This is a genomic window from Longimicrobiaceae bacterium, assembly GCA_035696245.1.
GTDB lineage: Bacteria > Gemmatimonadota > Gemmatimonadetes > Longimicrobiales > Longimicrobiaceae > DASRQW01.
The window spans coordinates 1-3875 of sequence record DASRQW010000397.1 but is presented as its reverse complement, the minus strand read 5'-3'; the positions used below and the strand labels follow the sequence as shown (position 1 = coordinate 3875).

Sequence of the window (3875 nt, the reverse complement as noted above, 5' to 3'; positions counted from 1 at the left end):
CTGAAGATGCAGCTCAACCCGCACTTCCTCTTCAACTCCCTGCACGCCGTCGCCGCGCTGATCGGCGACGCCCCGGAAGCCGCCGAGCGCCTCGTGGTGCGGCTGAGCGAGCTTCTCAGGCAGGCGATGCGGAGCGTGGGGACGCAGGAGGTGCCGCTGGAAGAGGAGATGGAGACCCTTCGCCCCTTCGTGGAGATCGAGGCGGAGCGGCTGGGCGGGCGGCTGGCGGTGGAGTGGGACGTGGAAGAGGAGGCGTTGGACGCGCTGGTGCCGCACATGGTGCTGCAGCCGCTGGTGGAGAACGCGGTCAAGCACGGGCTGGAGCCGCGGGCGGGCGGCGGGCGGCTGCGCATCGCCGCGCGGCGCGAGGGGGAGTGGCTGGTGGTGGAGGTGGAGGACGACGGGGTGGGTCTGGAGACGGCCGCCGGGCGGAGGACGCACGGCGCGGGGGTGGGGTCGGAGAACCTGCGCGCGCGACTGGAACAGCTCTACGGCGGCGCCGCGTCGTTCACGCTTGAATCCCGCGTCTGCGGGACCGTCGCGCGCCTCCGCCTGCCGCTGCACCAGTCGTCGGCGCAGCTCCGCCCCGTGCCGCCGCCGATGCGGGGCGGAGGCTCGTCTCCCGCGAGCCCATCTCCCGTCCGGACGGTGGCGGTGGACGGCGGCTACTCGCCCGCGATCGGCTGGGTAGGGCGCGTGGCGGCGGCGGCGTGGCTGGCGGGGATGTGGGCCAACGGCTTCGGCGTGCGCAACGGGCTGCGGACGGAGGGCGGCCACGTGGTCACCGCGGCCCAGGCGCTCGTGTGCGCGGGGATCAACGCGGCGCTGTGGACGCTGCTGGGCGTCGCCGCGTTCGTGGCCACGCGCCGCCGCCCCTTCTCCGCCGCGTCGTGGCGCGGCAGCCTGCGCGTGCACGCCGCCGTCGGGCTGGGCCTGGCCGCCGTGATCGCCGCCGGCCGCGCCGTGTGCCACGCGTGGGTCGGCTATCCGCCCGGCCGCTGGAGCGCCGGGGCGGAGGCGTTCGGGATAACCGTGTTCCTGGCGATGTACCTGGTGCTGGTGGGCCTGGCGCACGCGGTGGAGTACGCGCAGCGCGATCGCCAGAAGCAGGTCGCCGAGCTGCGCCTGCAAGCCAGCCTATCGCGCGCGGAGCTGGAGCGTACGTCGGCCGAGCTACGGATGCTGAAGATGCAGCTCAACCCGCACTTCCTCTTCAACTCCCTGCACGCCGTCGCCGCGCTGATCGGCGACGCCCCGGAAGCCGCCGAGCGCCTCGTGGTGCGGCTGAGCGAGCTTCTCCGCCAGGCGATGCGGAGCGTCGGGACACAGGAGGTGCCGCTGGAGGAGGAGATGGAGACCCTTCGCCCGTTCGTGGAGATCGAGGCGGAGCGGCTGGGCGGACGGCTGGCGGTGGAGTGGGACGTGGAGGAGGAGGCGCTGGACGCGCTGGTGCCGCACATGGTGCTGCAGCCGCTGGTGGAGAACGCGGTCAAGCACGGGCTGGAGCCGCTGGCGGGCGGCGGACGGCTGCGCATCGCCGCGCGGCGCGAGGGGGTGTGGCTGGTGGTGGAGGTGGAAGACGACGGGGTGGGGCTGGAGACGGCCGCCGGGCGGCGGACGCACGGCGCGGGCGTGGGGTCGGAGAACCTGCGCGCGCGGCTGGACCAGCTCTACGGCGCCGCCGCGTCGTTCGCGCTGGCACCCCGCGCCGGCGGCGGGAGCGTGGCCGGGATGCGCATTCCGTGGCACCTGGAGGCGGCGCCGCCCACCGGGGCGCGCGCGGTGGAACCGGAACGAGCCGAGAGACGATGAGCGAGACCATCCGTGCGCTGGTGGTGGACGACGACCCGCTGGCGCGCAAGCGCATCCGTGCGCTGCTGGAGCACGAGGAAGACGTGGCGCTCATCGGCGAGTGCGCCGACGGCGCCGAGGCCATCCCCCGCATCCGCGAGGAGCGCCCGGACCTGGTGTTCCTGGACGTGCAGATGCCGCAGGTGGACGGCTTCGGCGTGGTGGAGGCCATCGGGGCCGAGCACATGCCGGTGGTGGTGTTCGCCTCGGCCTACGTGGAGTTCGCGGTGCGCGCCTTCGAGGCGTACGCGCTGGACTACCTGCTGAAGCCGTTCGACGAGGCACGCTTCCGCGCGGCCCTGCAGCGCGCCCGAGCGGCCGTGCGGGGCCGCGCCGCCGTGGACCCCCGCATGGGTGCCCTGGTGGACTTCCTTCAGGCACCCGCCCGCGTGGAATATCCGCAGACCATCGCCATCAAGGTCGGCGACCAGTACCGCTTCCTGGGGGTGGACGAGATCGACTGGATCGAGGCCGACGGCAACTACGCCCGGCTGCACGTGGGCGGGCAGCAGCGCCTGCTGCACAAGACGCTGGCCGACATGGAGGAGAGGCTGCTGGACCCGGCGCGCTTCGTCCGCATCCACCGCTCCACCATCGCCAACGTGTCCCGCATCGCCGCCGCGGAGCCGCTCTTCCACGGCGAGCTGTCGGTCATCCTGAAGGACGGCACGCGGCTGGTGTGCAGCCGCCGCTACCGCCCTCGGCTCCAGGAGCGCGTGCCCTTCCTGACCTGATACCTCCGCTTCGTTCCAGGCCATGCACACCTCACCCCCGGCGCTACGGCGCGCCGGGGGTGAGTCCGTTCCGGAAGGCTACACGGGCTCCTGGTAGAGCGGCCCCTTCAGCATGTCCCGCATCCCGTGATACAGGTCGCCGAGCCACGAGTTGGGGTCGATGGGCGGAGGCGTGGTGACCAGATCGGGCGCGGTGCCGGGGGGCGTCTGTGTCGGGTCGTCGCCGTACATCGCGTAGAGATCCATGCTGAGCATCTGAGCCTCCAGGGTAGGTGAGTGCGGGGAAGCGGGGCTCCGGACAGGAGCCCGCGACCGGATGATATACGAGCTTTTCACCATACGCAAGCCGTCGTTTTCCGCACGTAAAGCGCCCATGAAACGGCTCTCCCGCTCACCCTTCCGCAGCCGCCGCTCACCCTTCTCATCCCGCCATTCGTCCAAGATTCGTGGATTGTTTCCGGACCCGCAGGTAGGCTCCTCCCAGGAAGAACGACCATCCCCCCTGACCCGGAGAAGCCCCATGACCAGCACCCAGACGGCCGAGACGCGCGAACTGACCGAAGCGCAGATGCGCGAGATCGACGGCGGCGTGCTGCCCGGCGGCTGCGTGGATCCCAAGATCCAGCAGCTCATCGACCTCGTGACCGGGACCACGCAGCCCTGATGCGGCGGGCCCCGCAACACGCGACTGGCGTGCGGGGCCCGGGAAGACGTCCCGCCCGGCCGGGCGGGACGAGATCGCGCCGCCGGGCACTTCCGTCCGGCGAGCCGACGAGGGGGCGGTGAACGAGCGCCGTCCCGGAAGGAAACCCAAACGGAGAGGTGTGCCATGACGGACCTGACCAGCTGCGGCGTACAGGAGATGGACGCGCAGGAGAGCGCGAGCATCGACGGCGGGAGCGACTTCAGCTACGCGATGGGCTACACCATCGGGACGATGCTGAAGAACCCGTACAACGCCATCGACACGGCGCTCCAGTACTACCTCAAGTAGCACCCGGGCTTCGGCCCATCCCCGCAGGACCAACGCCTCACTACGAACGGAGACACCATGGACCACGTGACCAGCCTGACCCAGGACGAGATGGAGTCGGTGAACGGCGGCAGCAGCCCGTTCTGGAACGACTTCTGGGACGGCGTGCTGAAGGACCTGCAGGACATGGCCGACGGCTTCCACGACGCCGTCAAGTAGCCTGGCGCCTGCTGGACGCGAAACAGGGCGGGCTCCCCTCGCGGGGGCCCGCCCTTTTTTCGCTTGGCTTGGAGAGGCCCCCACCCCAGCCCTCCCCC

6 protein-coding genes are annotated in these 3875 nt (G+C 71.6%); 5 read left to right on the top strand and 1 reads right to left on the bottom strand.

The features are described 5' to 3' along the window. Both VFE05_17940 and VFE05_17935 read left to right on the top strand, forming a co-directional pair. The coding region (locus VFE05_17940) for a histidine kinase (protein ID HET6231959.1) at window positions 1-1812 on the top strand (1812 nt) is incomplete at its 5' end. Beyond that, a complete protein-coding gene (locus VFE05_17935) occupies window positions 1809-2585 on the top strand; it encodes a LytTR family DNA-binding domain-containing protein (GenBank protein ID HET6231958.1) in 777 nt (258 codons plus the stop codon). The genes VFE05_17940 and VFE05_17935, both read left to right, overlap by 4 nt. 78 nt (window positions 2586-2663) lie before the next feature. Here the strand turns inward: VFE05_17935 and VFE05_17930 are convergent, their stop codons facing one another. Next, window positions 2664-2840, bottom strand: a complete 177-nt coding sequence (locus VFE05_17930) for a hypothetical protein (GenBank protein HET6231957.1) — start codon at window positions 2838-2840, stop codon at window positions 2664-2666. Window positions 2841-3105: 265 nt separating this feature from the next. On the opposite strand from VFE05_17930, the gene VFE05_17925 reads away from it, so the two are divergent. From VFE05_17925 to VFE05_17915, 3 genes are all read left to right on the top strand, one after another. After that, entirely contained in the window at window positions 3106-3249 is a 144-nt protein-coding gene (locus VFE05_17925) for a hypothetical protein (protein ID HET6231956.1), read from the top strand. A gap of 165 nt (window positions 3250-3414) precedes the next feature. After that, window positions 3415-3579, top strand: a complete 165-nt coding sequence (locus tag VFE05_17920; protein ID HET6231955.1) for a hypothetical protein — start codon at window positions 3415-3417, stop codon at window positions 3577-3579. Window positions 3580-3636: 57 nt separating this feature from the next. Then, on the top strand, window positions 3637-3777 hold the full coding sequence (locus VFE05_17915; GenBank protein HET6231954.1) for a hypothetical protein: 141 nt from the start codon (window positions 3637-3639) through the stop codon (window positions 3775-3777). Window positions 3778-3875: the final 98 nt, after the last annotated feature.

What these genes read in the sequence shown, in the direction of transcription:
- VFE05_17915 (HET6231954.1), top strand. Translation starts at nt 3,637, where the DNA reads ATGGACCACGTGACCAGCCTGACCCAGGACGAGATGGAGTCGGTGAAC.
- VFE05_17930 (HET6231957.1), bottom strand. Translation starts at nt 2,840, where the DNA reads ATGCTCAGCATGGATCTCTACGCGATGTACGGCGACGACCCGACACAG.
- VFE05_17935 (HET6231958.1), top strand. Translation starts at nt 1,809, where the DNA reads ATGAGCGAGACCATCCGTGCGCTGGTGGTGGACGACGACCCGCTGGCG.
- VFE05_17920 (HET6231955.1), top strand. Translation starts at nt 3,415, where the DNA reads ATGACGGACCTGACCAGCTGCGGCGTACAGGAGATGGACGCGCAGGAG.
- VFE05_17925 (HET6231956.1), top strand. Translation starts at nt 3,106, where the DNA reads ATGACCAGCACCCAGACGGCCGAGACGCGCGAACTGACCGAAGCGCAG.